The organism is Arthrobacter sp. PAMC25564 (genome assembly GCF_004798705.1).
Lineage (GTDB): Bacteria > Actinomycetota > Actinomycetes > Actinomycetales > Micrococcaceae > Arthrobacter.
The window spans coordinates 1,874,819-1,898,776 of the sequence record NZ_CP039290.1 but is presented as its reverse complement, the minus strand read 5'-3'; the positions used below and the strand labels follow the sequence as shown (position 1 = coordinate 1,898,776).

Genomic DNA, 23,958 nt, shown 5'->3' with positions numbered 1-23,958 from the left:
CCTCGGAGGAACCATGGCAGAGAACGCATGGACCGTCACCGGTCCGCAGACCATCGACGTCGACGGCGTCAGCTCACTCAAGCTCGGCATCGTCCGCGGGCGCTTTGACATCGTCACCCACGATGAGGACGTCGCCCGGATCGAGGTCTCCGAAATCCACGGCGACCCGCTCTCCGTCAGCCTGGTCAACGGCCGGCTGGAAGTCCGCCACCAGCTGCACGGCGCGCAGGGCTGGTTCAAGAACCTCATGGGCACCGTCAACAACAGCAGCAGCAACTCGGTCGTCGTCAGCATCGCCCTGCCGGCCGGTGCAGAGGTGGAGGCGGGCACCGTCAGCGGCGACGGCATGGTGGCCGGGGTCAGCGGCCGGATACGGCTGAACACGGTCTCCGGCTCTGTCCTGGCCGACGAAACGTCCGGTGACCTCGCCGTCAACACGGTCAGCGGCGAGGTCATCGCCCGGAACCACCACGGCGTGCTCACGGCCAGGAGCGTATCGGGGGAAGTGACGGCCTCGGGCGAGTTCACCAACATCCGCGCCAACACCGTCAGCGGCGAACTAAACTTCGACCTGCACGGCTTCACCCAGGACTTCGGCTCGAATTCGGTGTCGGGAGACGTCACCATCCGGCTGCCGCACGACGTCGGCGTCGACATCATCGCGAAGTCCGCCACCGGCGCCGTCGTGATCGACGACCAGCAGTACGCCCAGCCCGGCGGCAGCGTGCAGACCATCGCCGGGCCCGACGCCAAGCTGATGCTGGTCCGGACCAACACCGTCTCGGGGAAGACCTCGATCTTCCACGGCCGGCCTGCCGCGGACGCCGAAACGGGGCTCTGATGGCTCCCGTCTTTGCCCACGGCGCACTGCGGCTGTATCTGCTCGCGCTGCTCGAGTCCGGGTCCAAACACGGCTATGAACTCATCAAGGCCCTCAGCGAACGCTTCGGCGGCACCTACTCCCCCAGCGCCGGCACCATCTATCCGCGCCTCGCCAAGCTGGAAGAGGAAGGGCTCGTGGCGACCCGCACGGAGGGCCGGCGCACCAACTACAGCATCACCCCGGCAGGCCTGCAGGAGCTGAACAGCCGGCGGGACGAACTCGCCGGGGTCGAAGCGGACATCTCCGCCTCGGTGCGGCGGCTCGCCGACACACTGCGCCAGGACATCCGTGCCAACATGCGCGGGCTGCGGGCGGACCTCGCGGCCACAGCCGAGGCGGCACGCTCCACGGTCCGCGCAGCGGGAAGAACGGCAGGCGCCGCCGCGGAAGCACCCGCCGGAACCGCCGCGGGCCAGCGCTACTCGCAGGAGGGCGAGGCCCGCCTGCGTGAAGCCGAAATGCTGGTCCAGGCCTTCCGCGACGACATCCGCATTGAGCTGCGCCGCCATGCCGGCCGGCGCGCCGTCGCCCCGGTCACCCTGGAAACGGTCAGGACGGTGCTGGACCAGGCCCGGATCTCCATCCGCAACTCGCTAGATGACTGATCCGGTTCGCGGCAGCTGCCCCGATGTGGGAGACTTGAGGGCAGCTCTTTTGAGTACCAACATTTAAGGAGGCCAGCTATGAGCAAGCGTGCACGTAAACGTCGTGACCGTAAGCGTGGCGGCGCGAACCACGGCAAGCGCCCCAACACCTAAGCCACGGCTTGGATTGACAGCTTTAAGCGAATGACCCCGGAAACCTGATGGTTTCCGGGGTCATTCGCTTTGCGCCGCCCGCCTGGCGGGCGTCAGGCCTCCACCGGCCGGATCGAGTGGATCCGGCCGAGGATCGAGTTCTTGAGGTTCTCGGGAGCCGCCTCCGTGCACGAACGCTTCACCATCACGCGGATGACACATTCAAGGTCATACTGCTCGAAGCACTCCGGGCAGCCGTCCAGGTGGTCCTTGATCTCCGCGATGTCATCGTGTGTGAGTGCGCCGTCCAGGTACTCGTAGATACGTTGCATCCGGACGTCGTCGCAGTCGCCCAGTCCCTGGCAGTCGCTCATTTCCCGTTCTCCTGTTTCTTGCTTTCGGCCGCGGCGGTGGAATCTGCGGCCTTGAATCCCCGCTCGGAGGCGTAGTCGGCCAGCATATCCCGGAGCATCTTCCGGCCTCGGTGCAACCGGGACATGACCGTCCCGATCGGCGTGTTCATGATGTCTGAAATTTCCTTGTACGCGAAGCCCTCGACGTCGGCGAAGTAGACGGCCAGCCGGAACTCCTCCGGGATCGATTGCAGGGCCCGCTTGACATCGGAGTCCGGCAGGTGGTCCAACGCCTCGGCCTCGGCGGAACGCAGCCCCGAGGAGGTATGGGACTCGGCCCGCGCCAGCTGCCAGTCCTCGATGGTGTCCGAATTCGATTGCAGCGGTTCGCGCTGCCGCTTGCGGTACAAGTTGATGTAGGTGTTGGTGAGGATGCGGTACAGCCAGGCCTTCAGGTTGGTTCCCGGCTTGTACTGGTGGAAGGCAGAAAACGCCTTTGTGTACGCCTCCTGGACCAGGTCCTCGGCATCCGAGGGATTCCGTGCCATCCGCATGGCGGCGGAATAGAGCTGGTCGACGTACTGCATGGCGTCACGCTCGAACCGGATCCGGCGCTCTTCCGGCGTTTCGGCGGAGACGTCCAGCGGCTGATCGGCCGCCCCGTCCACTGCCGCCCCATCGGCCGGCTCCGGTTCCGCGCCAAGCCGTGTCCGGGAGGATGCCGGTGCGCCGGCCTTGCTGGCGACGGGCGTCCTGGCGGGATCGGCGTCGTTTCCGGCAACCTCGTGCATGGCCGTAACGGCCGGGTCCATGGTGCTCATTGCCTTCAAGTCTACTGTCACCTTCCGGCGGCCACCCGAAACTCCCTCCGCAGCTTCCGCTGCGGGTCCCGGCAGCGTCATGGTCCAGGGGCCAAGGGGACGGGTGTTCAGCGCTATGCTGTCCTTCACCAAAATCAAATCTCTGCCTCCCTTTGTCGCTGTCTGCCTGCAGGCCCGTTGTGACGGACTGAGCCAACCCGTAATACAGCCATTTAAAGCAGCTGGAACCTGCCATTGACAACCACGGGCAACACGCAAATATTCCGCAAAAGTGCAAGACTAGAACCGGTTCTCCCGCACAGATTCCGCGGTTCATCCATCCAGGAGGAAATTCATGTCCGCTGTCCGCTTTCTCGCCCGTCCCATGCTCGCCTCCAGTTTCGTCCTCGCAGGCATGGACAAGCTTAAGAATGCTGATGACACTGCGGCCCAGTTGTCCCCCCTGCTGCGCCGCGCGGCTGAATCACTGCCCTTCCAGGCCAACGAAAAGGTCCTGGCACGCGTCATCGGCGGGACGCAGATCGGCGCCGGGGTGTGCTTCGCCCTCGGCAAGTCCGCCCGCCTCGCGGCCACGGTCCTGGCCGTCATCTCGGCGCTCAACGGCTACGTTGAATGGCGCAGCGCGGACATCTCTTCGAAGCAGGGCCGCGATGCCCGGCGCAAGCAGCTGCTCAAGAACGTCTCGCTGACCGGCGGCGTGCTGCTGGCCTCCGTGGATACCGCCGGCAAGCCCAGCCTGGCCTGGCGCGCCGAACACCTCGCCGCGGACGCCCGGAAGACCGCGGGGCACTTCGCTGCGGATGCCCGGAAGAGCACCGGCAAGCGGCTGAAACAGGCCGACAAAGCGGCCCGCAAGGCCGTAGACCACGCCGTCGGGGCCTAAGACGGCGATGACTGGCGCCACCTCCACCGCAGCAGCTTCCCGCTTCCCGGCCGACGGCGGACCGTACTGGCGGGCACCGTTTGCCGGACGGCCCGTTGACGCCACCGTCACCGTGCCCGGGTCCAAGTCCCTGACCAACCGGTACCTTATCCTGGCGGCCCTGGCCGACGGCCCGTCCCGGCTGCGCGCTCCCCTGCATTCCCGGGATTCCGCCCTCATGATCGAGGCACTGCGCCAACTCGGCGCCACCGTCACCGAGGTCCCCGGCGACGGCGCCTTCGGCCCCGACCTCGCGATCACCCCCATCCCCCTGGCGGCACCCGCGGCACGCACCGCGATCGACTGCGGCCTCGCCGGCACTGTCATGCGGTTCGTCCCCCCGGTTGCCGCCCTTCGTGAGGGCATCACGCTGTTCGACGGCGACCCGCATGCCCGGAAGCGTCCGATGGGAACCATCATCGAAGCCTTGGGCGGGCTCGGCGTCGCGGTGGCCGCTCCCGACGGCGGCACGGCGTCCTCGCTGCCCTTCACGGTGCAGGGCACCGGCGAGGTCCGCGGCGGACACCTCGTCATCGATGCCAGTGCCTCCTCGCAGTTTGTCTCCGCCCTGCTCCTGGCCGGGGCACGCTTCACCGAGGGCCTGCACCTTGAGCACTCGGGCCCCCCGGTCCCCAGCCTTGACCACATCACCATGACGGTGGCCGTCCTGCGCGGCGCCGGCGTCAGCGTGGACGATTCGCGTCCGGACCATTGGATCGTTTCGCCCGGCACGATCCGGGCCTTCGATCACCGGATCGAACAGGACCTCTCCAACGCCGGCCCGTTCCTGGCGGCGGCCCTGGCCACCCGCGGCACCGTGCGGATCCCGGACTGGCCGGCCGGGACAACCCAGGTCGGCGACCTCTGGCGCGGCATCCTGGCAGCCATGGGCGCCACCGTCACGCTGGAGGACGGCACACTGACCGTCACCGGCGGGCCGGAGATCAGGGGCGGCGACTTCGACGGGACCAGCGAGCTTGCGCCGACCGTCGCCGCGCTCTGCGCCCTGGCTACGAGCCCCTCGCGCCTGAGCGGCATCGCCCACCTCAGGGGGCACGAAACGGACCGGCTCGCCGCCCTCGTGGCCGAGATCAACCGGCTCGGCGGCGATGCCGAGGAAACCTCCGACGGCCTCATCATCCGGCCCGCCGCCCTGCACGGCGGCGTCGTGCACAGCTACGCGGACCACCGGATGGCCACCGCGGGCGCCATCCTGGGCCTGGCCGTGCGCGGGATCGAGGTCGAGGACATTGCGGCCACGGCGAAGACGATGCCGGACTTCCCCCGGCTGTGGGCCGGGATGCTGGCGCAGGGCTCCCCTGGTGACACTGCAGGCACCGCAGGCACCGCAGGCACCGGAGACGAGGACACCGCCGGTGGCACGCAGCACTGATTCCTGGGACGAATCCGACGCCCGGATCCGGCCCAACAAGAAGGGCACCCGCCCGCGCACCAAGGACCGGCCCAGTCATGACGACGCCGTCACCGGCCGCATCATCACCGTTGACCGCGGACGTTACACGGCCGTCGTCGGCGAGGGCGCCGGGAATGAACGCAAGATCATCGCCGCCCGGGCCCGGGAACTGCGCCGCAACCCGGTGGTGGCCGGCGACTTCGTCTCCCTTGTCGGGGATGTCAGCGGGGAACCGGACACCCTGGCCCGGCTCGTGAAGATCCAGGACCGCAGGACCCTGCTGCGGCGCAGCGCCGATGACACGGACCCCATTGAACGCGCGGTCGTCGCGAACGCCGACCAGCTCGTGATCGTGGTCGCAGCCGCCAACCCCGAACCGCGGACCGGCTTCATCGACCGCGCTCTGGTGGCCGCTTACGACGCCGGGATCGAGCCGCTGCTGCTCGTCACCAAGGCCGACGTCAAGGATCCCGCCGAGCTGTTGTCCAACTACCAGCACCTCGATTTCCCGGTCATCATCAGCCGCACTGCAGACTCAGACGCCTCCGGGATCGACGCCCGCTCTGACGACGGGCTCTCCGCCCGGCTGGACCGGGACGCGGTGTCACAGCTGCGCGGCTACCTCGACGGCAAGGTCACCGTCATGCTGGGGCATTCCGGCGTCGGGAAGTCCACCATGGTCAACGCCCTGACCGGTGCCGAGCGTGCCACCGGCGGCGTCAACGCCGTGACCGGCCGGGGACGCCACACCTCTTCCTCGGCCCTGGCCCTGAAAGTCAACGGCGCCCCGGCCGGCAGCTGGATCATCGACACTCCCGGCATCCGGTCCTTCGGGCTGGCGCACGTGGACCCGGACCGGATCCTGCACTCCTTCCCGGACCTCGCGCCGGGCACCGACGACTGCGAGCGGGGCTGCAAGCACGACTCGAGCGCCGTCAACTGCGGCGTCGACGCCTGGGTGGCGGCCGGCCATGCGGGGCCGTCGGGACCGGCCCGGCTCGCCTCGCTGCGCCGGCTGCTCGGCACGGACCCGCGGATGGAAGCCCAGGAAACCAAGGAGCTGGGCAGCGTCTCCTGACCGGTGGGCGGGACAAAAAATGTGCAGGCGCCGGCACCCGTTGCAAACGGGTACCGGCGCCTGCACAAACCCCGGCGGACGTTGTCCTCTAGCCGGCGCGTCTTCAGCTTCCGAACGACGGTGTCGCCGGGACCTCCGGCCGCTTGGCTGCCGGCCGCTCGTTCGGGACCGTGACCATGATGGCGATGATGGCGATAACCACCATCAGGAGGTTGAACAGGATTCCGACGGCACCGCCGAACCGCAGGCCGACATTCTCCTGGTTCCCGATGAACAGGCCCCACGACCGGATGGTGGCCGGGTCCATCGACTGCGCCGCCACGTACAGCGCCGCGGAGATCGCGACGCCGATCGCGTTGCCGAGCGAGGAGGCCATCTTGTAGATGCCGGCGGCGGCACCGGCCTCATCATCGGGCACGTTCGAGAGTGCGGCGTCCGTGGACGGTGTCGCATAGAAGCCAAGACCGATGCCGAACAGGGTGAAACCGATGACGGCCAGTACGATGTATTGCCCGATCAGGGTGAAGGTCATTGACGTCAACAGGATTCCGACGCCGGCGATGGCGCTGCCCCAGATCATCGGCCGCTTCGGTCCGAAGCGCTGGAGCAGTTTTTCCCCGACGCGGATGGTGGCAAGGATGGCAACCAGGTAGCCGAGGGTCAGCAGGCCGGACTGCAGCGAGGACAGGCCCGCGGCGACCTGGACCAGGCCGAGGGAGACGATCAGTGTCCCGGCCGCGCCGTTGAGCAGGAAATTCGACAGGGTGGCGCCGGCGAAGGTTGCGTTGCGGAACAGCTTCAGGTTCAGGACCGGGTTGGTCCGGCTGGTCTCGATCCCGAAGAACACCAGCGCAGCCACCACTGCGACGGCGATGAGCCCGATGCCTGTCCAGCTGAGCCAGCCGATCCGCGGGCCCTGCGAAATGTACACGTTCAGTGCCACGAGCGCGACGATGAGGCTTACCATGCCGCCCCAGTCGAAGGTGCCGCCGGCTTTCGCCGCCGACTTGGACTCCGGGGTGCCGCGCAGCAGGAACAGCGCGACGATCGAGAGCACGATCGAGATCCAGAAGATGGACCGCCAGCCCAGGAACGACGTCGCCATCAGGCCGCCGAAGAGGGCGCAGAAGCCCGAGCCGCCCCACGAGCCGATCGACCAGAACGACAGGGCGCGCTGGCGGTCCTTGCCCTCGTAGAAGTTCTTCACCAGGGCCATTGTGGAGGGCATGATGCACGCCGCCGAAAGCCCCTGGACGACCCGGCCGCCGAGCAGCGCGGCCGCCGTGAGGCCGCCGGCGTTCTCGGGGGTGAGGGCGATCAGGAGGGATCCGAGGATGCTCAGGTAGATGCCGACGTACATGATTTTGACGCGGCCCAGCCGGTCGGCGAGGCCGCCGGCAACCACAATGAAGATCCCGGAGAACAGCGAGGTGATGGACACCGCGAGGTTGCCCAGCGTCCGCTCGATCCCCAGCGACCCCTGGATGCCCGGGATGACGTTCAGCAGGGTCTGTGCGAACAGCCAGAAGTTGATGACGGCCAGGACGATGCCGATCAGCCATGCATCGTTCGGCTTCCACTGGGTTTCGGTCTTGGCCTGGAACTGGGCAGTACTCATGGTGCTACGCCTTCCTTGGCTAGGTAAGACAGTGCCGCGACAACATGGGCTTGGACACCCATGGCCAGGGTCGGGTCGATCACGGGGGCAAAGAACGGGGAGTGGTTGCCCGGGATGTCCTGGGCCACTGTTCCCTTCGCCACCGCGGCCTGGTAGGTTCCGGGGTCGACGCCGCCGAGGAGCCAGAACGTGTAGGGAACACCGAAGGCGTCCGGAATGCGGCTGAAGTCCTCGGAAGCGGTCTGCCTCTCGGCGGTGTGCACGGCATCCGCGCCGAAATGCGCCGTGAACGCGGCCCGGACCTGCCCTGTCACGGCGGGGTCGTTGCTGGTCAGCGGGAACTGGTCGTAGTACTCGAACTCGGGTTCCCGGGGCGATCCTGCGGTGATGCACTCGCCCTTGACGATCCGCTCAATCGCGGCGAGCACCGTGGACCGGACCTGGTTGTCGTAGGTCCGGATGTTCAGCAGGAGGGTGGCCCGGTCCGGGATGATGTTCGATTTCGCCCCGGCGTTGAGCGCCCCCACGGTGACAACCGCGAAGTCGCCAGGCTTCGTCTCCCGCGAGACGATGGACTGCAGCCTGAGCACGATCGAGGAGGCCAGCACCACCGGATCCACGGACATGTGCGGCATCGAGCCGTGCGCGCCCTTCCCGTAGACCGTGATCTTCAGCGAATCCCCGGCCGAGAGGACCGGCCCCGCCGTGGTGGCGAGTGTCCCCGCGGCCATCGGCATCACGTGCTGGGCGAGGGCGACGTCGGGCCGGGGCACCTTGGCTGCGAGGCCGTCGTCGACCATTGCCTTGGAGCCGGCTCCAATCTCTTCGGCCGGCTGGAACAGCGCGATATACGTCCCGGACCAGGCTCCGCGCCCGTCCGCCATGAGCTTGGCGGCACCGAGCAGGGCGCTGACATGCAGGTCGTGTCCGCACGCGTGCATGATTCCGTCCACCGCCGACGCATAGGCCAGCCCCGTGGACTCGGTGACCGGCAACGCATCCATGTCGGCGCGGGCCAGGACCGTTGGACCCTCCCCGTTCGCGAGGACGCCGACGATGCCGGTGCCGCCGATGCGGGTCACGGAATAGCCGAACGCGGCGAGTTTCTCCTCGGCAAGCGTCGAAGTCGTGTGCTCCTCAAGGCTCAGTTCGGGATGCTGATGCAGCTGCGTGTACGTTTCCCGGAGCCAGCCAAGCTCCTGATCAAGGCCTGCCAATACTGTTTCGCAACCGGTCATGGGCGTCACTCTCTGTAGGCGTCGAGGCGCCTGTGCCATCCAGGCGCAGCTGGCAAAATTCAGCATAGTCCTGACAGGCCGGTTGGGGGTTGGGTGATGCCTGGCTGCGGCCCCGGGGTTGGGAGCCCATCCGGCCGCAGCAACGTGGCCTGCAGGCCGGCCGCCCGCTTTGGCGGTAGTTTGGACCCATGAGTCAAACCGCTTCGAGCTACAACGATGACCTGCGCCTTGCCCATGTCCTGGCAGATTCCGTAGATTCCCAGACCATGAGCCGCTTCAAGGCGCTCGACCTTCGGATCGAAACGAAGCCAGACCTGACGCCGGTGACCGACGCCGACAAGTCCGCGGAGGAAGCCATCCGCGGCCAGCTGTCCCGCTCCCGACCGCGCGATGCCGTCCTCGGCGAGGAATTCGGCAGCTCCGGCCATGGCTCCCGCCGCTGGGTCATCGACCCGATCGACGGGACCAAGAACTTCGTCCGGGGCGTCCCGGTCTGGGCCACCCTGATCGCCCTCATCGACGAGGGCGAGCCCGTCGTCGGCGTCGTCAGCGCCCCGGCGCTGGGTAAGCGCTGGTGGGCGGCCAAGGGCGCCGGGGCCTACACGGGCCGATCGCTGGCGGCTGCCACCCGGCTGAAGGTGTCCAACGTCTCCAAGCTCTCGGACGCGTCGCTGTCCTACTCAAGCCTGGGCGGCTGGAAGCAACGCGGCAACCTCGACGAGTTCCTGGGCCTCACCGAGGAAGTCTGGCGCACCCGGGCCTACGGCGATTTCTGGTCCTACTGCCTGGTCGCGGAGGGCGCGGTGGACATCGCCTGCGAGCCGGAACTGAACCTCTACGACATGGCCGCGCTGGTGCCGATCGTCACCGAGGCCGGCGGCCGCTTCACCTCGCTGGAGGGGGAAGACGGCCCGTTCGGCGGCAACGCCCTCGCCACCAACTCCATCCTCCACTCCGAAGTCCTCAAGCGGCTCAACCCCGGCCTGGACGACCTGCTCTAGGCCCCGCCGTCCCGTAACAAACGGCTTCACATTCCAGTCCGGCCTTTTCCCCGGCGGCGTGGATGTCCTAGGCTCGTGGCAGGTCACGAGTGCCAGCGCTAAACCCCGGTTTGCTGGCCGGCAACCCTCCATTCGCGGCGGGGTGCCCCGGGTGACGACCTGGCCGGTCCGGAACGGACCCGGCAAGCGCGGATCCCCGGAGTGAGGGGTCCTTTTCGAGCGAGGTCCTTTTGACAACTGCCACTTTTCCCGCAAGCCCCCGATTCCGCCACGCCGAAGGTGCAGCGCACCCCGGGGAGCAGCCTGACGCCGACGCACGGTTTGCCGTCGCGGGCCACCCCCTCTCCGCGGTGACCGGGGCCGAGATCCAGGCCCCGCTGATCCAGGGCGGACACGTCCGCTACGCCAACCTGGACTACGGCGCCTCGGCCCCTGCTCTGTCCGTGGTGTCGGCCTACCTGAACGAGATTCTCCCGTTCTACGCGAGCGTCCACCGCGGCGCCGGCTACGCCTCCCAGATCAGCACGTCGGTCTACGAGAACGCCCGCACCATCGTGCGCGGGTTCGTGGGCGGCCGGGACGACGACTCGGTCATCTTCACCCGGAACACCACCGACTCCCTGAACCTGCTGGCCGGCTGCCTGCCCGTGAGCGATGGCAAGCACACCGGAGAGGTCCTCTACCTCGACATCGAACACCACGCCAACCTGCTGCCGTGGCAGAATGTGCCGCACCGCAGCGTCGTCGCCGCCCCCACCCTCACGGCCACCGTGGAGCGGCTGCGCGGGCAGCTGGCGCTCGGCGGGATCAGCCTGCTCGCCGTCACCGGAGCCTCCAACGTCACCGGGGAGATCCTGCCCATCCGCGCCCTGGCCGCCCTGGCCCACGAGTACGGGGCCCGGATCGTCGTCGATGCGGCCCAGCTCGCCCCGCACCGGCGCATCGACATCGCCGCGGACGACGTCGACTACCTCGCCTTCTCGGGGCACAAGCTCTACGCGCCGTTCGGTGCCGGCGTCCTGGTGGGACGGCCGGACTGGCTCGACGCCGGGACCCCGCACCTGGCCGGCGGCGGCGCCGTCAGCGACGCCAGGCTCGACACTGTCAGCTGGACCACCGGGCCCGCCCGGCACGAGGCCGGCTCCCCCAACGTCCTCGGCGCCGCCACGCTGGCGCGCGCCAGCCAGGTGATCGCGGCCCTGGACGAGGAGCAATGGCACGCCCATGAAAATGCCATCCGCTCTTTCCTCGTCGAGGGGCTCCAGCGCATCGACGGCGTGACCGTGCACCAGATCTTCGCCGACACGGAACCGGGCGCCGGGACCATCGGCGTCGTCAATTTCTCCGTGGCAGGCTACGACGCGGGCCTCGTGGCCGCCTACCTCTCGGCGGAACACGGAATCGGACTGCGTGACGGCCGCTTCTGCGCCCACCCGCTGATCCGCCGGCTCGGCCTGCCCTCGGGCTCGCTGCGGGCCAGCTTCGGCCTCGGTTCGCGGCTGGAAGACGCCCAACGGCTGCTGGCCGGCATCCAGGAGCTCCGGCGGGCCGGTCTCGGCTGGGACTACGTGGTGGATGCCGGCCGCTGGGTCCCTGCCAACGACACCCGCAGCTACCCGCACTGGGCGCCGAACACGCCGGGCACCGCGGGCGCGGCGCCCTGCTCGCTGGACCAGGCCTGACCGGACCGGGCCCAGGGCCGCTGCCCGCTGCCGCGTGCGGTAAATTCGAAAGGTACCCGCACCGGACCTGCCGAAGGAGATCGCACGTGGCACGCGGCGGCCCCAAACTCCACCATGAGCGACGCCAACAGCTCGGGCAGAGCTTCCAGGATGGCGGAGAGCACTATGAGCGGGTCCGTCCCGGGTATCCGGAAGAATCGGCCGGCTGGCTGATCCCCGCCGGTGCGAAGGACGCCGCGGACGTGGGCGCGGGAACCGGAAAGTTCACGGCACTGTTGGTCGGGCGCGGCCTGCACACCGTGGCAGTGGATCCTTCCCCGGACATGCTGGCGCAGCTGCACCGGACGCTGCCGGGCGTCACCGCCGTCGAGGGCAGCGCAGAGAACACCGGGCTTGAGCCCGAAGCCTTCGATCTTGTCACGGTGGCCCAGGCCTGGCACTGGTGTGATCCGCTCCTGGCCAGCACCGAGATCGCCCGCATCCTGCGGCCGCACGGCGTCCTGGGGCTGATCTGGAACCAGCTGGACACCTCGGTCCCCTGGGTGCACCGGCTCTCCCGGATCATGCACGCCGGCGACGTCCACAAACCCCACTTCAAGCCGTCCGTGGGCCCGGAATTCACCGGCCTCGAGAGCCACCTGACCCGGTGGGAGGATGCGCTGACCACAGAGGACATCATCGCGCTGGCGAAGTCCCGCAGCTACTATCTGCGCGCTTCCGAGGCCACCCGGGACAAGGTCCTGGCCAACCTCGGCTGGTACCTGCACGAGCACCTGGCCCATGCCCCGGGCGAGGTCCTCCGGCTCCCCTATCTGACCCAGACCTGGCGGGCCTTCCGGGCCTGACTGTTTACTTTCCGCATTGCATGCCGGGCCCGTCAGGCTTATGGTTTCGGTATGCCTAATAATTATCTTTAGGCCTACAACACTTTGCCGACGGCTGCCCCAGCCCGGCAGAAGCCCTTACGCGTCAATGCGGACGTGCCAAATTACGGGAGACCGCAGTGCTGGAAGTGACCGGACACGAACCCCAGTTCCCGGGAGCCCCCGCCCGGCGGACGCCGGGTGCCCGCAGGGCCCTGCTCGGCCTGCTTGGACCGGCCTTCGTCGCCTCGATCGCCTATGTGGACCCGGGGAACGTCGCCGCCAACCTGACGGCCGGCGCCCAGTACGGCTACCTGCTGGTCTGGGTCCTGGTTGTTGCCAACGTCATGGCCGTTCTCGTCCAGTACCAGTCCGCGAAGCTCGGCATCGTCACCGGAAAGAGCCTGCCGGAGATCCTCGGCGAGAGGCTCAAGCCGTTCTGGCGGCGCGCCTTCTGGGTCCAGGCGGAAATCGTGGCCGCGGCGACCGATCTGGCCGAGGTCGTCGGCGGGGCGATCGCACTTTATCTGCTCTTCGGCCTTCCGCTGCCGCTTGGCGCCCTGATCGTGGGCGCCGTGTCGATGCTCCTGCTGGCGGTACAGCGGAGGAACCGCCAGCGGCCGTTTGAATTCGTCATCATGTTCCTGCTCGGCATCATCACCATCGGCTTCCTGGCCGGCCTGTTCTTCAGGCCGCCCGATCCCGGCGGGATCCTTGCCGGACTCGTGCCCGGTTTCCAGGGCCCGGACACCGTGCTGCTGGCGGCCAGCATGCTCGGCGCCACCGTGATGCCGCACGCCATCTATGTCCACTCCGCCCTCTCACGGGACCGGCACCGCCCGAACCCGCACCTCCATGTTCCGGTCCCGGCCATGGCGCGGCTCGTCAGGGCCACCAGGCTGGACGTCGTCGCCGCCTTGGCCATCGCCGGAATCGTGAACATCGGCATGCTCCTGCTGGCGGCGTCAAGCCTGGGCGGTGCGGACGGGACCGACACGATCGAGGGCGCCCATGCCGCCATTACGGCCAGCCTGGGCCCCGTCGTCGGCGTCATCTTTGCCGTCGGCCTGCTCGCCTCCGGCCTGGCCTCAACCTCGGTGGGCTGCTACGCCGGCGGATCCATCATGCAGGGCCTGCTCAGGATCCGGATTCCGCTGCTCGTGCGCCGTGTCGTGACCCTCATTCCCGCGGTTGTGCTGCTGACGGTCGGCTTCGATCCCACCTGGGGGCTTGTCCTCAGCCAGGTGGTCCTGAGCTTCGGCATCCCCTTTGTCCTCGTCCCCCTGGTCGTGCTGAGCAGCGATAGGGCCCTGATGGGCCGCTTCGCGGATGGACTGGCCCTCCGGATCGCCGCGATCGTCAGCGTGGTGCTGGTGGTGGCCTTGAACCTCGTCCTGCTGTGGCTGACCTTCTCCGGCCGCGGCTGACGGTAGGCTTGGGTCTGTGAAGACCGGTACGCCCTCCTCCTCCATTGAGGACTACGTCAAGGTCATCTACTCCTTCACGGAGTGGCAGGACAAGCCCATCACCTCCACGCAGCTGGCGCAGCGGCTGGGCGTCGCCAACTCCTCGGTCTCCGAAATGGTCCGCAAACTTAAGGACCAGGGCCTCGTGGACCACAAGCCCTACAGTGCCATCACCCTGACCGGCGACGGCGTCCGGCTGGCCGTATCCATGGTCCGGCGGCACCGGCTGATCGAAACTTTCCTCGTCCAGGAGCTCGGCTTCCGGTGGGACGAGGTCCATGACGAGGCCGAGCTCCTGGAACACGCCGTCTCGGACACCTTCATCGAACGGATGGCCGTCAAGCTGGGGAACCCGCTGCGGGACCCGCACGGCGATCCGATCCCTGCCGCCGACGGATCCGTCCGGATGCCCGCCGCCCACCGGATGAGCGACCTCGACGACGGCCACACCGGCCGGATTACCCGGATCAGCGACGACAACCCCGAGTTGCTCCGCTACCTTTCCGCCGAGGAGATCGGCCTGGATGCGGAGGTCGAGGTGCTTGGCCGCAGGCCCTTCGGCGGCTCCCTCGTGGTGCGGATCGGCTCCGGCGGAACACGGCGGGAATTCGATCTCGCCGCGGAGGTCGCCTCAGCGTTGTGGGTCCACAGCGAGGCCGCCCATGCCGGCTGCAGCGTCCCTGGACGCTGAACGCCTGGCGGGACGAAGGCGTCCTCATCCGGCGGTCCCGCGGGCGGCGCCGTCAGGCTCGCCGCGGGGACCGTTCCGGATGCCGACGGCTGAGGCCAGCGCCCCCACAATGAGAAGCGCCGCCGTCACGGCCACCGTGGCGTGCAGGCCCGGCGTCGTTACGGCTGATCCCGTGATCAGCCCGGCAAAGGAGATGGCCACCAGGCCGGCAATGCGGGCCACGGCATTGTTGATGGCGGAGCCAATGCCGGCCTCTTCGGCGGCGACTGCTCCAAGGATCGCGGCCGTCAGCGGAGCCACCGTGATGGCCAGCCCCAGCCCGAAGACCAGCAGCCCCGGCAGCACCATGTCAGGGTAGTCCAGCGGCACATCCACGCCCAACAGCAGCAGGAACCCGGCGGCGCACAACAGCGGGCCGCCGGTCATGAACCAGCGGGGGCCGAAGCGGCCCGCGAGGGCGCCGATCCGGGAGGACAGCAGCAGCAGGATCAGTGTGGACGGAAGCATGGCGAGCCCGGCCGCCGTGGCCCCCAGGCCCGCGACCTGCTGGAGGAAGAGTCCCAGGACGAAGAACCCGAGCGACACCGCCCCGTAGATCGCCGTCGTCGCGATGTTGCCCCAGGCGAAGTTGCGCACGGCGAAAAGCCGCAGGGGCATCATCGGGGCCGGCGTCCTTGCCTCATGGACCAGGAAAACCGTGAGTGCCAGCACCCCGGTGGCCAGCGGCAGCCAGACCTGCGGACTGCCCCAGCCCAGGCTGCCCCGCGAGATGAAGGCATATACCGGGCCGCCGAGCCCCACGACCGCCAGTAGGGCCCCGGCGACGTCGATCCGGCTGTCAGGGCTGTGGGGCAGGTCCAGCTCCCGCAGCTTCCGGAGGAACGGCCAGACGGCAGCTGCCGGAACAACGTTGAGGAAGAAGATCAACCGCCAGGTCAGCAGGTCGACGGAGAGGCCTCCGAGCAGCGGTGCGGCGACGATCGCACCGGACGTCCACGCCGACCACCTGCCGATCGCGAGGGACTGCGCGGCCCCCTTGAATACGCTGACGATCAGGGCCAGCGAGCCCGGCACGAGCAGTGCCCCGGCAACACCCTGCAGTCCCCGGGCCAGGATCAGCGATTCGCCGCTCCAGGCGAGGCCGCAGAGCACCGAGGTGGCGGTAAAGCCGCCGAGTCCCCATTGCAGGACCCGCACCCTGCCGAACTGGTCGGACAGCGAACCGGCCACCAAGATGAGCCCGCCGAGGGTAAGGAGGTAGGCGTCAACGACCCACTGCTGGACAACGAGCCCGCCGCCCAGCTCCCGGTTGATCGCGGGGAGGGCAAGGTTGACCACCGAACCGTCCAGGAACACCATGAAGGACGCGACAATGGCCACGTACAGCACGCGCCTCTCCAGCCTCGACGCGGCGGCACCCGGGTTGCCGGACATGGCTCCTGCCTTCCTCCCAGCGTCCCCCGGGACAGGGCTCCGCGGGTGTGTGACGAGCCTAACACCGGGGTGCCGGGCAGACGCAGGGTCCGGGAACAGTGCGTTCCGGGGCCCGTCCGGACGGGGAATGACAGGCATCCGGCTGCCCTGTCATCCCGTATCGTTGAAGGATGGTTACCCGACGTGAAGCAGCCCAGATCCTCGACATTCCGCTGGAAATGGCACACCGTCACGGCATCCCGCCCCGGCTCTCCGATGCCGAACTCGGGGAGCTGCTGGATCATCCCCCGGCGTGGCTGCTCCAGTCCAAGGCCAACCGGACAGGCAAACGCCCGGTCTGGGTCCAGCTGACGTGCGCTGTCTGCGGTTTCTCCGAGGCGGCCCGGCCGAAGAAGTGGTGGCCGGACTTCACGTATGTCTGCTGTGCACACCATGCACCCTATGAGGTCCCGGCCGTGGGCGCGGGACTGGTCCGCGGCGAGTATGAGGGTGTCGGGAGCCGTTTCGTCGGCATCGTGGACGTCGCGGTGCCCGAGGCGTAACTTAAAAGCACGGGCCCATTCCGGACCCCCGCCGTTAGGGAGTGCACAATGCCTGACAAATCGCCGCACCGGAGCATGGCCAAGAAGCCGGTGAAGACCATCAAGGAAAAACGGGCCGAGAAGAAGACGAAGAACGTCGCGGAGACCCACGCCGACCCGGTGGCACACATCAAGAAGCGCGGATAGCGCAGGGCAGGCCAGGAACCGCTGAGCCGCTTAAACCAGAAGGCCGGAAGCTGATGCTTCCGGCCTTCTGGTTGGAACTTTACGGGGTGGAACTCCGTTGCCGGGGTTCCGATGGTGGAGATGGGGGGAATTGAACCCCCGTCCGATGTCGTGTTGTCAGGGCTTCTCCGGGCGCAGTTTGCGTCGGATTTTCTCGGCCCCAGCCATGCCGCAAACAGCTGGCTGATCCGGGCCCAGTCATCTAAGAGTCCCGTTCACCCCGATGACGGGGGTAAACAGCAGTGGCTATCTAAATGACGCCAGGATCCGGGGCAATAGCAACCTCGGGCTGACGGACTGTCTTACTGCTTAGGCAGCGAGAGCGAAGTCAGTGCGTTTTGATTCGGCACTTATTGGTTTGCAGACAGCGTTTACGAGATAATTCTGCATCCTCGGCCCGCTTCACCTGTCGCGACTAACATCGTCGAAACCGATCATCCCCGTATTTTTTTATCAAACCCGATGGTGAACCTCGCGGTTCCTTCCCGGACTATCAAGCATAACGCACGCCGGCGCGGAATCATTCCCGGTTTCCGGCAGCGGTGCCGGCGCTACTTCCGGTTGCGCTCGCGCATGACGCGCAGGGCTTCGCGCTTGTCCTGCTGCTCACGCAGCGTCTGGCGCTTGTCGTATTCCTTCTTGCCGCGTGCGACACCGATCTCCACCTTCGCCCGGCCGTCCAGGAAGTACAGCTGAAGGGGGACGATCGTGAAGCCCGATTCGCGGATCTTGTGCGAGATCTTGGTGAGCTCGTCGCGGTGCAGCAGCAGCTTCCGGCGCCGGCGTGCGGCATGGTTGGTCCAGCTCCCCTGGTGATACTCGGGGATGTGGATGCCCTCCATCCACAGCTCGTCATTGTAGAAGGTGCAGAAGCCGTCAACCATGGAGGCATGGCCCTCGCGCAGGGACTTCACCTCGGTGCCCATCAGCGCGATTCCGGCCTCGTAGGTGTCAAGGATGTGGTAGTCATGCCGGGCCTTGCGGTTGGTGGCCACTACCTTACGGCCACTTTCTTTGGGCACGGTAGAACTCCTCGGATCTCTTGGTGGCTCACTCCGGCCGGGCGGCGCGGAGTACATCTCCAGTTTAGAGCAGGGTCATCGGATCCACGGCCCGGCCGTTGAGCCAGGTCTCGAAGTGCGAGTGGCAGCCGGTGGAGTTGCCGGTGGTGCCCGAGTACGCGATCAGCTGGCCCTGGCTGACCTGCTGCCCCACCGAGACCGCCACCGAAGTGTTGTGGTAGTAAATGGTGGTCAGCGAGTTGCCCTGGATGACGCCGTGCGAGATCTTCACGTTGTTGCCGCCGCCGTCGTTCGCCCAGCCGGCGGAGAAGACGGTGCCGGCCGCCGCAGCATAGACGGGGGTGCCGCAGGGGGCGCCGAAGTCGATGCCGGTGTGCATGTAGCCGCCCTGGCCGTAGAAGTCGATGGTCCCGGGCGGCGTCGCACGCCAGCCGAAACCGGAGGTGATCGGGATATTACCCGGGAACGGGTGCTGCAGTCCGAAGGCCGACGGCGATCCCTGGGCCGGCGCGACGTACGGCTGGACGGCCTGGCCCTGGGCCCGGGCGGCCGCTGCCGCCGCTTCCGCGATGCGCCGCTGCTCCGCTTCCCAGGCTTCGCGCAGCTTCCGGTCGCGCTCGGCGATTTCCGAGGCGACGGAGTCCTGCTGGGCCTTGACCTGGGCGAGCTGGGTCTGGATGCCGGGCTTGGCAGCCTGAAGTTCGGTGTTGAGCCGCGTGGTGTCGTCGATGAGCTTGTCCACCTGCGCCTTCTTGGCTTCGGCCTCATCGCGGGCCGCCTGCTCCCGCGCCAGCGCGGCATCGGCCTTGGTCTTCAGGTCCTTGATTTCGGCTTCCACAGCCTCGAGTCGGGCCTGGGAGTTCACGTTGGTGGCGTTCTGCTGGGAAAGCTTGTCCATCGCGGAGTTCTGGCTCCGCATCGCCTGGTCGGCGAGGTCGATCGTGTCCGTCAGGCTGCCGCCCTGGTTCGCGCCGAAGAACAGTGAGAGGTTGGAGGGCACTCCCCCGGATTTGTAGGCCTGGGTGGCGATCTGGCCGATCAGCTTCCTGGTATCCGAAATCTTCTGCTTGTCGGTCGCCAGCTGCTGCGTGATCTTGGCCTTGTTCTGCTGCGCCAGATCCACGCGGGCAGCCAGTGCTTCCGATTCCTTGACGGCGCCGGCCACCCGGCCCTGGGCATCAAGGAGCGCCTGCTGGGCGCCCGGGAGCTGCCCCTGGTAGAGCACCAGATCCGCGGCGGCCTGCGAGATTTTGGCGTCCACGAACTCAAGGGAGTCCTGGACCTGTGCCGCCTGGTCCTTCAGTGCAGCCTGCTGGTCGTCAAGGTTGTCCGCAAATGCCACCGGAGCCGACGCGCCCAGGCTGCCCGCGAGGACCAGCGCCAAGCTGGCGCTGATCATGCGGCTGCGGCGTCCGACCAGGCGGAGCCGAAGGGGGCGACGGGCCATCGGTGTCATAAGCATTCCCTTTTCGTTGCGCACAGCTAGACCCGCAGGTATCGGCGGAGGGTCAGGAGAGAGGATATTCCGGCCAGGACAACACCCAGTCCGATCAGGGCAGGTGCCAGGATCAGGGTTTGGCCCGGCGAGATGAAGGCGGTGTCCGGGTAGAGCTTGGACAGGTAATCACCGAGGAAGAAGTGGGCGACCGCCCACAACGTGCCCGAGGCAAGGGTCGCCCCGATCACGGCCGCGATCACGCCTTCCAGGATGAACGGCAGCTGGATGACCGCCTTGGAGGCACCCACAAGACGCATGATGCCGGTCTCACGGCGCCGGCTGAAGGCGGAGAGCCGGATCGTCGTCGCGATCAGCAGGATCGCGCAGATGATCATCACGCCCGCGATGCTCACCGCCACGAGCGAGGCGGCATTCATCGCTGAGAACAGTTTCTCCAGGAGCTGGCGCTGGTCGATCACTGTCTCCACGCCGGCCTGGGAGGAGAAGGTCTCGCTGATGATCTGGTACTTCGCCGGGTCCTTCATATTGATCCGAAACGATGCCGGGAGCTGGTCCGGCGTGACCGAGTCCACGATCGGGGAATTGGAGAACTGCTCCTTGAAGTGCTTGTAGGCTTCATCCTTGGACTCGAACGCGAAGTCATTGACGTACTGGGCGACCGCGGGCGACTCGAGGAGCTTGCGCAGGTTGTCCTGCTGTTCCGGTGTGGCCGGGCCGGTGGCGCAGCCGGCCGCCGTCGACCCGTCACTGCAAAGGAAGATGGCCACCTGGACTTTGTCGTACCAGTAACCCTTCATCTGGTTGATCTGCAGCTGCAGCATGCCGGCAGCGCCGACGAAGGTCAGGGAAACGAAGGTCACGAGGATGACGGAAACCACCATGGACAGGTTGCGGCGCAGGCCGCTCCCGATCTCGCCGAGGACGAACGCAAGCCTCACAGCGCACCCTCCACTGCGGTGCGGGCTTCGTTGCGCGAAGACTCGGCGGCGGTCTCCGGGCCGGGGTCCCGGCCGCTGGCATCCTTCAGCCGGCGCGACTGGCCCACGACCGGAATCATGGAGGTGTACAGGGCCCTGGCCTCGTCGCGGATCACGACGCCGTTCTTGAGTTCCACAACCCGTTTGCGCATCTCGTTGACGATGTCGTCGTCGTGCGTGGCCATCACGACCGTGGTGCCGTCCTGGTTGATTTTGTCCAGCACGCCCATGATGCCCATGGAGGTGGTCGGGTCGAGGTTTCCGGTGGGCTCGTCGGCGAGCAGGATGTCGGGACGGTTGACGACGGCGCGGGCGATCGCCACGCGCTGCTGCTCACCGCCGGAAAGTTCATGCGGCAGGCGGTTTTCCTTGCCTTCCAGGCCGACCGTCTTGAGGACCTCCGGGACGGTGTCGCGGATGACGCTGCGGCTCTTGCCGATGACCTGCATCGCGAAGGCGACGTTCGCGAACACGGTCTTCTGCGGCAGCAGCCGGAAGTCCTGGAATACGACGCCGATGCCTCGGCGGAGCCTGGGCACGCGCCAGCTGGGGATCTTTGCCACATTCTGGCCGGCAACGTAGACGGCGCCGGAGGAGGCGCGGTCCTCCTTGAGGACCAGGCGCAGGAAGGTCGACTTGCCGGAGCCCGAGGCGCCGACGAGGAAGGCGAATTCGCCACGGCCGATCTCAAGGGTGATCGAGTCCAGCGCCGGACGCGCGGTCTGGTCGTAGACCTTGGTGACATTTTCGAAACGGATCATGGCCCTAAGTACCCTGCAGACACGGCCTTACGGCCCAGTTCTGCTGCCGGCGCGCGGGCTTTCGTTTGGGGGAAGTAGAGCCCCGGCTCCTCGACTATACGCACGGGCACCGGCGCGGCGGCCGGAGCGGCGGGGCGTGTCGCGCGATTGTCAGGGAGCTCCCAGCCGAGGCGCGGCCGGGGCTACTTCTCGGCGTTCCGGTTGTCGGTCCGCCACCGGATGCCGGCGTCGATGAAGTCGTCGATCTCGCCGTCGAACACTGCCGAGGTGTTTCCGACCTCATGCTCGGTGCGGAGGTCCTTGACCATCTGGTACGGGTTGAGGACGTAGGAGCGCATCTGGTCGCCCCAGGAGGCCTTCACATCACCGGCGAAGGCCTTCTTCTCGGCGTCTTCCTGCTCCTTCTTGAGCAGGAGCAGGCGTGACTGCAGCACACGGAGGGCCGCAGCACGGTTCTGAAGCTGTGACTTCTCGTTCTGCATGGACACCACGGTGCCGGTGGGGATGTGGGTCAGGCGCACGGCGGAGTCCGTGGTGTTGACCGACTGCCCGCCCGGGCCCGAGGAACGGAAGACGTCGACGCGGATCTCGTTGTCCGGGATGTCGATGGAGTCGGTCTGTTCGATCAGCGGGATCACTTCGACAGCGGCGAAGGAGGTCTGCCGGCGGCCCTGGTTGTCGAAGGGGCTGATCCGGACCAGGCGGTGGGTGCCGGCCTCGACGCTGAGCGTGCCGTAGGCGTAGGGCGCCTTGACCTCGAAGGTGGCGGACTTCAGTCCGGCCTCTTCGGCGTAGGAGGTGTCCATGATGGTGGTCGGGTAGCCGTGGCGTTCGGCCCAGCGCAGGTACATCCGGAGCAGCATTTCGGCGAAGTCCGCGGCGTCCACTCCGCCGGCCCCGGCCCGGATGGTGACCACGGCTTCGCGCTCGTCGAACTCGCCGGACAGCAGCGTCACGACCTCGAGCTCCTGGAGTGCCTTGCGGATCGACTCCAGTTCCGTGGCGGCTTCGCCCATGGAGGCGGCGTCATCCTCGTCCTGGCCCAGTTCCACGAGGACCTCGAGGTCGTCGATCCGGGAGGCGAGCGAGTCCAGGCGTGCCAGTTCGGACTGGCGGTGCGAGAGCCTGGAGGTGATCACCTGGGCGGCCGCGGGATCGTCCCAGAGGTTGGGTTCGCCGGCCCGTTCGCTGAGTTCGGCGATGTCTTCCTTGAGCGCGTCGACATTCGAAACGTTCTCGATCGAGGCGTAGGTGGCGCGGAGGGCGCGGATTTCAGCGGGAAAATCAATGTTTGCCATGGTTTTTTAAGCGTACGCTATCGGCCCTGCCCGGCCCGACGTGTGTCAGTGGCGCCCCGGCGGCAGGCCACGGTCCGCTTTGGGGGCGGTGCGGTCAACGGGTCAGCCGCGAGCGCGCCGTCGAGCTTGCCTCAATCCTGATGCCATCAGGGACGAGGAAGTTGACCACCGGTGGGTGGACGGCGGCGCTCAGGACCACGACGGCGGTGGAGCCGTCCGGACTCCCGGTGGCCGGAGTGACGGCAAGGCCGCCGAACCGCGTGAATGCAGCGTTTCGATTCAGGTAGTCGACGGCGGCGCTGTGGACCCGCCCGGCACTGAGGACTGCGGTGGGGGTGCCGCCGGCACTTTCGAGCTGACCGAGAGTGAAGCTGTCCGCCGCGGCCACGGATGCGCCGTCCGCCATCGAGAGCAGCTTCTTGTGCTCGATATAGACGCTGGACGCGGCTATCACGACGGAGGTGACAAGCAGGGCCACAAGGACATAGCCGATGATCAGCACGGCCAGCTGGCCGTCTTCCGTGCTGTCCCCGCCGAAGCCCTTATTCCCTTCGCGTTTCCCTTCATGACGATGGGCTGCCCTGCGCGGGCACCGGACGTTTTCGCGGCGGGGTCTCATTTGAAGCGTCCGACCATCTGGGTCGCCGAGGCGCTGAGCTGGCTCGCGTTGAGGTGGAGCGCCTCGCTGAACGGCACAAACGGCAACGGAACCGTCAGGTGGACCGTGACAGTCACGGCCGAACCGGCAGCCATGCAGTCCGCGGGCTGACAGCTGGTGTCAATGCTCGCGTTGCCCGCCGGATGACCGTAATCGGCGAGCGCAAGGAGGACCGCCTGCTCGGCGGCCGCCCGGCCGCTCGCCGGGTCCGGCTGGGCAACATAGACCTTGGCGGCCTGGTCCGCAGCGCCGACCACCGCGAACGATCCGCCCTGGATCTGTCCCACGGTAATGATGAAGTAGACGAGCGGGACCATCAGCAGCAGGGACAGGAAGGTGAACTCGACGACCGCGCTGCCGCGTTCGGCGTCGGCCGCCTCGCCGGCGCCCCCGGAGCGTGATCCGGGGGAAGGGCCCGCGGCGGTGCGTGCCGTGCCGGGGGAATGGCGGGGTACTTCCGTTTCATGGCTGAATGGCCGCATGGCCGGTCACCTCCAGCAGCGCACCGGGACCGATCAGCCCGATCACTGGCAGCGGGGCTCGGACGGTCACCGCCAGGGTGCGGATCCCCTGGTACGTGGATTCAACGGTGACCACGTCCCTGGCGAAGTCGGGATTCAGGGCTGCGCCAATCAGCTGTGCCGTCCTGGCGCGGGCATCGCCGGCGTTGCGGTCCGCGAGCGTGCCGTATCTGGCACCGGAGGCAGCGGCGTCGATCAGCGTGTTCCGGATATGGAGGACCAGGGCCAACTGGACGACGGCAAGGAAGAACATGGTCAGCAGCCCGCCGACCAGGATGAAGTCCACCACTGCCG

The 23,958-nt window shown here is 67.5% G+C and carries 25 protein-coding genes, 1 other RNA gene and 1 riboswitch; of the genes, 12 read left to right on the top strand and 14 right to left on the bottom strand.

Annotated features, from left to right (window positions below):
- The first annotated feature begins 13 nt into the window (after nucleotides 1-13).
- Nucleotides 14-841, top strand: a complete 828-nt coding sequence (locus E5206_RS08655) for a DUF4097 family beta strand repeat-containing protein (protein ID WP_136322131.1) — start codon at nucleotides 14-16, stop codon at nucleotides 839-841.
- Entirely contained in the window at nucleotides 841-1,488 is a 648-nt protein-coding gene (locus E5206_RS08650) for a PadR family transcriptional regulator (protein ID WP_136322130.1), read from the top strand. Before E5206_RS08655 ends, E5206_RS08650 begins: the two co-directional genes overlap by 1 nt.
- 245 nt (nucleotides 1,489-1,733) lie before the next feature.
- Here E5206_RS08650 and rsrA read toward each other — a convergent pair whose 3' ends face one another.
- Both rsrA and E5206_RS08640 read right to left on the bottom strand, forming a co-directional pair.
- Nucleotides 1,734-1,994: a mycothiol system anti-sigma-R factor gene (rsrA, locus tag E5206_RS08645; protein WP_136322129.1), complete on the bottom strand. Its 261-nt coding sequence runs from the start codon at nucleotides 1,992-1,994 to the stop codon at nucleotides 1,734-1,736.
- Complete coding sequence (locus tag E5206_RS08640; RefSeq protein WP_136322128.1) at nucleotides 1,991-2,794, bottom strand: sigma-70 family RNA polymerase sigma factor; 804 nt, start codon at nucleotides 2,792-2,794, stop codon at nucleotides 1,991-1,993. Before E5206_RS08640 ends, rsrA begins: the two co-directional genes overlap by 4 nt.
- Before the next feature lie 334 nt (nucleotides 2,795-3,128).
- Between E5206_RS08640 and E5206_RS08635 the strand changes: the two genes are divergently transcribed.
- Genes E5206_RS08635 through E5206_RS08625 form a run of 3 tightly spaced genes read left to right on the top strand, consistent with a single transcriptional unit; the run spans nucleotide 3,129 to nucleotide 6,208 of the window.
- The gene (locus E5206_RS08635; RefSeq protein WP_136322127.1) at nucleotides 3,129-3,677 is read left to right on the top strand and encodes a DoxX family protein; all 549 of its coding nucleotides are present in this window, start codon (nucleotides 3,129-3,131) and stop codon (nucleotides 3,675-3,677) included.
- A 7-nt stretch (nucleotides 3,678-3,684) separates the two neighbouring features.
- Entirely contained in the window at nucleotides 3,685-5,109 is a 1,425-nt protein-coding gene (gene aroA / locus E5206_RS08630; protein WP_136322126.1) for a 3-phosphoshikimate 1-carboxyvinyltransferase, read from the top strand.
- Nucleotides 5,093-6,208 (top strand): ribosome small subunit-dependent GTPase A, encoded by a 1,116-nt coding sequence (locus E5206_RS08625; RefSeq protein ID WP_136322125.1) that lies wholly within the window; start codon nucleotides 5,093-5,095, stop codon nucleotides 6,206-6,208. Before aroA ends, E5206_RS08625 begins: the two co-directional genes overlap by 17 nt.
- A gap of 103 nt (nucleotides 6,209-6,311) precedes the next feature.
- On the opposite strand, the gene E5206_RS08620 is transcribed toward E5206_RS08625, so the two are convergent.
- Together E5206_RS08620 and E5206_RS08615 are read right to left on the bottom strand one after the other, a co-directional pair.
- Nucleotides 6,312-7,826, bottom strand: coding sequence for an MFS transporter (locus E5206_RS08620; protein WP_136322124.1), 1,515 nt, complete (start codon nucleotides 7,824-7,826; stop codon nucleotides 6,312-6,314).
- Complete coding sequence (locus tag E5206_RS08615) at nucleotides 7,823-9,064, bottom strand: amidohydrolase (RefSeq protein ID WP_136322123.1); 1,242 nt, start codon at nucleotides 9,062-9,064, stop codon at nucleotides 7,823-7,825. The genes E5206_RS08620 and E5206_RS08615 overlap by 4 nt, the downstream gene beginning before the upstream one ends.
- Before the next feature lie 188 nt (nucleotides 9,065-9,252).
- Between E5206_RS08615 and hisN the strand changes: the two genes are divergently transcribed.
- The 5 genes from hisN (at nucleotide 9,253) to E5206_RS08590 (ending at nucleotide 14,767) form a co-directional block, all read left to right on the top strand.
- Nucleotides 9,253-10,065 carry a histidinol-phosphatase gene (gene hisN / locus E5206_RS08610; protein WP_136322122.1) on the top strand — a complete coding sequence of 271 codons (813 nt, stop codon included), beginning with the start codon at nucleotides 9,253-9,255 and terminating at the stop codon, nucleotides 10,063-10,065.
- Between the two features lie 81 nt (nucleotides 10,066-10,146).
- Nucleotides 10,147-10,260, top strand: a riboswitch (SAM riboswitch).
- Between the two features lie 155 nt (nucleotides 10,261-10,415).
- Nucleotides 10,416-11,747 carry an aminotransferase class V-fold PLP-dependent enzyme gene (locus tag E5206_RS08605; protein ID WP_240690157.1) on the top strand — a complete coding sequence of 444 codons (1,332 nt, stop codon included), beginning with the start codon at nucleotides 10,416-10,418 and terminating at the stop codon, nucleotides 11,745-11,747.
- Between the two features lie 86 nt (nucleotides 11,748-11,833).
- Complete coding sequence (locus tag E5206_RS08600; RefSeq protein WP_136322120.1) at nucleotides 11,834-12,592, top strand: class I SAM-dependent methyltransferase; 759 nt, start codon at nucleotides 11,834-11,836, stop codon at nucleotides 12,590-12,592.
- 158 nt (nucleotides 12,593-12,750) lie between these two features.
- Complete coding sequence (locus E5206_RS08595; protein WP_136322119.1) at nucleotides 12,751-14,037, top strand: Nramp family divalent metal transporter; 1,287 nt, start codon at nucleotides 12,751-12,753, stop codon at nucleotides 14,035-14,037.
- A 16-nt stretch (nucleotides 14,038-14,053) separates the two neighbouring features.
- Nucleotides 14,054-14,767, top strand: coding sequence for a metal-dependent transcriptional regulator (locus tag E5206_RS08590; RefSeq protein WP_136322118.1), 714 nt, complete (start codon nucleotides 14,054-14,056; stop codon nucleotides 14,765-14,767).
- Nucleotides 14,768-14,791: 24 nt separating this feature from the next.
- Here E5206_RS08590 and E5206_RS08585 read toward each other — a convergent pair whose 3' ends face one another.
- A complete protein-coding gene (locus tag E5206_RS08585) occupies nucleotides 14,792-16,201 on the bottom strand; it encodes an MFS transporter (protein WP_136322117.1) in 1,410 nt (469 codons plus the stop codon).
- 170 nt (nucleotides 16,202-16,371) lie between these two features.
- On the opposite strand from E5206_RS08585, the gene E5206_RS08580 reads away from it, so the two are divergent.
- Nucleotides 16,372-16,743, top strand: a complete 372-nt coding sequence (locus tag E5206_RS08580; protein ID WP_136322116.1) for a hypothetical protein — start codon at nucleotides 16,372-16,374, stop codon at nucleotides 16,741-16,743.
- Between the two features lie 48 nt (nucleotides 16,744-16,791).
- The gene (locus E5206_RS19225) at nucleotides 16,792-16,929 is read left to right on the top strand and encodes a hypothetical protein (RefSeq protein ID WP_168709291.1); all 138 of its coding nucleotides are present in this window, start codon (nucleotides 16,792-16,794) and stop codon (nucleotides 16,927-16,929) included.
- A 112-nt stretch (nucleotides 16,930-17,041) separates the two neighbouring features.
- Here the strand turns inward: E5206_RS19225 and ssrA are convergent.
- From ssrA to E5206_RS08535, 9 genes are all read right to left on the bottom strand, one after another.
- Nucleotides 17,042-17,410: a transfer-messenger RNA gene (ssrA, locus tag E5206_RS08575) on the bottom strand.
- A 109-nt stretch (nucleotides 17,411-17,519) separates the two neighbouring features.
- Complete coding sequence (gene smpB / locus E5206_RS08570; RefSeq protein WP_136322115.1) at nucleotides 17,520-17,990, bottom strand: SsrA-binding protein SmpB; 471 nt, start codon at nucleotides 17,988-17,990, stop codon at nucleotides 17,520-17,522.
- 64 nt (nucleotides 17,991-18,054) lie between these two features.
- On the bottom strand, nucleotides 18,055-19,446 hold the full coding sequence (locus tag E5206_RS08565) for a M23 family metallopeptidase (RefSeq protein WP_136322114.1): 1,392 nt from the start codon (nucleotides 19,444-19,446) through the stop codon (nucleotides 18,055-18,057).
- A gap of 26 nt (nucleotides 19,447-19,472) precedes the next feature.
- Nucleotides 19,473-20,387 carry a permease-like cell division protein FtsX gene (ftsX, locus tag E5206_RS08560; protein WP_136322113.1) on the bottom strand — a complete coding sequence of 305 codons (915 nt, stop codon included), beginning with the start codon at nucleotides 20,385-20,387 and terminating at the stop codon, nucleotides 19,473-19,475.
- Nucleotides 20,384-21,187, bottom strand: coding sequence for a cell division ATP-binding protein FtsE (gene ftsE, locus E5206_RS08555; protein ID WP_136322112.1), 804 nt, complete (start codon nucleotides 21,185-21,187; stop codon nucleotides 20,384-20,386). Before ftsE ends, ftsX begins: the two co-directional genes overlap by 4 nt.
- 182 nt (nucleotides 21,188-21,369) lie before the next feature.
- The gene (gene prfB / locus E5206_RS08550; RefSeq protein ID WP_136322111.1) at nucleotides 21,370-22,485 is read right to left on the bottom strand and encodes a peptide chain release factor 2; all 1,116 of its coding nucleotides are present in this window, start codon (nucleotides 22,483-22,485) and stop codon (nucleotides 21,370-21,372) included.
- Nucleotides 22,486-22,579: 94 nt separating this feature from the next.
- A complete protein-coding gene (locus E5206_RS08545; protein WP_346763470.1) occupies nucleotides 22,580-23,104 on the bottom strand; it encodes a pilus assembly protein TadG-related protein in 525 nt (174 codons plus the stop codon).
- Nucleotides 23,101-23,625, bottom strand: coding sequence for a hypothetical protein (locus E5206_RS08540; RefSeq protein ID WP_240690057.1), 525 nt, complete (start codon nucleotides 23,623-23,625; stop codon nucleotides 23,101-23,103). The genes E5206_RS08545 and E5206_RS08540 overlap by 4 nt, the downstream gene beginning before the upstream one ends.
- Nucleotides 23,606-23,917 carry a TadE/TadG family type IV pilus assembly protein gene (locus E5206_RS08535; protein ID WP_136324041.1) on the bottom strand — a complete coding sequence of 104 codons (312 nt, stop codon included), beginning with the start codon at nucleotides 23,915-23,917 and terminating at the stop codon, nucleotides 23,606-23,608. Before E5206_RS08535 ends, E5206_RS08540 begins: the two co-directional genes overlap by 20 nt.
- Nucleotides 23,918-23,958 lie beyond the last annotated feature (41 nt).

Coding starts and splice junctions, on each gene's coding strand:
- E5206_RS08655 (WP_136322131.1), top strand. CDS start 14: ATGGCAGAGAACGCATGGACCGTCACCGGTCCGCAGACCATCGACGTC.
- E5206_RS08650 (WP_136322130.1), top strand. CDS start 841: ATGGCTCCCGTCTTTGCCCACGGCGCACTGCGGCTGTATCTGCTCGCG.
- rsrA (WP_136322129.1), bottom strand. CDS start 1,994: ATGAGCGACTGCCAGGGACTGGGCGACTGCGACGACGTCCGGATGCAA.
- E5206_RS08640 (WP_136322128.1), bottom strand. CDS start 2,794: ATGAGCACCATGGACCCGGCCGTTACGGCCATGCACGAGGTTGCCGGA.
- E5206_RS08635 (WP_136322127.1), top strand. CDS start 3,129: ATGTCCGCTGTCCGCTTTCTCGCCCGTCCCATGCTCGCCTCCAGTTTC.
- aroA (WP_136322126.1), top strand. CDS start 3,685: ATGACTGGCGCCACCTCCACCGCAGCAGCTTCCCGCTTCCCGGCCGAC.
- E5206_RS08620 (WP_136322124.1), bottom strand. CDS start 7,826: ATGAGTACTGCCCAGTTCCAGGCCAAGACCGAAACCCAGTGGAAGCCG.
- E5206_RS08615 (WP_136322123.1), bottom strand. CDS start 9,064: ATGACCGGTTGCGAAACAGTATTGGCAGGCCTTGATCAGGAGCTTGGC.
- hisN (WP_136322122.1), top strand. CDS start 9,253: ATGAGTCAAACCGCTTCGAGCTACAACGATGACCTGCGCCTTGCCCAT.
- E5206_RS08585 (WP_136322117.1), bottom strand. CDS start 16,201: ATGTCCGGCAACCCGGGTGCCGCCGCGTCGAGGCTGGAGAGGCGCGTG.
- E5206_RS08580 (WP_136322116.1), top strand. CDS start 16,372: ATGGTTACCCGACGTGAAGCAGCCCAGATCCTCGACATTCCGCTGGAA.
- E5206_RS19225 (WP_168709291.1), top strand. CDS start 16,792: ATGCCTGACAAATCGCCGCACCGGAGCATGGCCAAGAAGCCGGTGAAG.
- E5206_RS08565 (WP_136322114.1), bottom strand. CDS start 19,446: ATGACACCGATGGCCCGTCGCCCCCTTCGGCTCCGCCTGGTCGGACGC.
- ftsE (WP_136322112.1), bottom strand. CDS start 21,187: ATGATCCGTTTCGAAAATGTCACCAAGGTCTACGACCAGACCGCGCGT.
- prfB (WP_136322111.1), bottom strand. CDS start 22,485: ATGGCAAACATTGATTTTCCCGCTGAAATCCGCGCCCTCCGCGCCACC.
- E5206_RS08545 (WP_346763470.1), bottom strand. CDS start 23,104: ATGAGACCCCGCCGCGAAAACGTCCGGTGCCCGCGCAGGGCAGCCCAT.
- E5206_RS08540 (WP_240690057.1), bottom strand. CDS start 23,625: ATGCGGCCATTCAGCCATGAAACGGAAGTACCCCGCCATTCCCCCGGC.
- E5206_RS08535 (WP_136324041.1), bottom strand. CDS start 23,917: ATGTTCTTCCTTGCCGTCGTCCAGTTGGCCCTGGTCCTCCATATCCGG.